This window comes from Xanthomonas sp. MUS 060, from assembly GCF_000963215.1.
In the GTDB taxonomy this organism is placed as follows: Bacteria; Pseudomonadota; Gammaproteobacteria; order Xanthomonadales; family Xanthomonadaceae; genus Xanthomonas_A.
Window position 1 is genome coordinate 1 of the sequence record NZ_JZIM01000087.1, and the last position, 1,399, is coordinate 1,399.

2 protein-coding genes and 1 pseudogene are annotated in these 1,399 nt (G+C 49.2%); all 3 read right to left on the minus strand.

The window, feature by feature from the left end:
• Positions 1-203: 203 nt before the first annotated feature.
• On the minus strand, positions 204-464 hold the full coding sequence (locus XANALMUS060_RS20385) for a hypothetical protein (RefSeq protein ID WP_152640612.1): 261 nt from the start codon (positions 462-464) through the stop codon (positions 204-206).
• Positions 461-1,060, minus strand: coding sequence for a hypothetical protein (locus tag XANALMUS060_RS20390; RefSeq protein WP_152640613.1), 600 nt, complete (start codon positions 1,058-1,060; stop codon positions 461-463). The genes XANALMUS060_RS20385 and XANALMUS060_RS20390 overlap by 4 nt, the downstream gene beginning before the upstream one ends.
• Positions 1,057-1,399: pseudogene (locus XANALMUS060_RS17090) on the minus strand (hypothetical protein); the annotation flags it as partial. The pseudogene XANALMUS060_RS17090 and the gene XANALMUS060_RS20390, both read right to left, overlap by 4 nt.

A 1,399-nucleotide genomic window follows, 5' to 3' on the forward strand; every position in this document is an offset into this window, starting at 1 on the left:
CCGCACCATCGTGAGGTCGGCGATTGCATCCGACACGGTGGTGCGCGTGTGATGCAGCAGGTCTGGATCGGTACCGCGGTAGGCGATGATGATGTCGTTTGTATCTCTATTGAGATAGGCCGTCGCGTGAAAACCGGTGGATGGATCGTTTCCATATCCAAATACTAAGTATTGCTTGCCACCAAAAATAACTTTCTTTGGATTTATTGGATCAGCATCACTTTGCGGACGATCTTTGTATGCGTCAATTGCTGCATCACCTCTATCTTGATCAGAAAAGTATCTCTATTGAGATAGGCCGTCGCGTGAAAACCGGTGGATGGATCGTTTCCATATCCAAATACTAAGTATTGCTTGCCACCAAAAATAACTTTCTTTGGATTTATTGGATCAGCATCACTTTGCGGACGATCTTTGTATGCGTCAATTGCTGCATCACCTCTATCTTGATCAGAAAAAGTCATGGCGCAACCTCCTTGACTGTCACTGTGACGGGGAAGAATTCACTCGGATTTTTGGAATATTCTGGATTTACTTCCGAATACCCAAGCGCCCCATTGCTCATGGATTTTTTATTTCCATAATCGCTCTTCTTGAAATATTCAGTCTGCGAACTTTTTTTCAAAAATCTCTCAAACACTGATCCAGAGCTAAAAGGCACGCCACTCCCAATAAATCCCACTGAGACGCTCGTTGTATCCCAATGACATATACCAAGACCATAGTAATTTTCAGCCAGTACGGCGTCTCGATAGAAATATCCTCTCCATACTTTTTCACTCACGTGATTCATTTCAAAATCAATCGCCACATCTTTAGGCGTGATATGCACGCCAAGAAAATTATTCTCTGGCGTACACTCTTTATTTATTACATCGTAGAAAACCCTACCAATTACTTTATCCCAAGGCCCAGGCGCATCTGCCGTAGCGATGACTTCATAGCGCTTGAGCGGATGCGGGTTCTTTTTAGGATTATCGGGATCACCGTGCGACATAGAACATCCTGCGGATAGGCTAAAGAAAAGGGACAATGCAGCCAGAAGAGAGAGGGACTTCATGCGCGCAGTCCACGATGGTCGTGCAGCCGCATGGGCAGATTAGTCACCTGCCTGCCGCCCTCCGGCACGTGGTGGCTCAGACTCACCGCACCGTAGGCATTGAACGTGGTGCCACGCAGACCAAACTCCGCCGCCTCGATCTGCGCCAGTGCGCCGCCGAGGGAGTGACCGGCGACGGTGATCTGGTCTTTGGAAATGCCTTGCTGCTGCGCCTTATCGAGCATATCCCGGGTGAAGGCATCTGCGGCTGCCTTCTGCGGATTGACCCGATCCCGCACCATCGTGAGGTCGGCGATTGCATCCGACACGGTGGTGCGCGTGTGATGCAGCAGGTCTGGA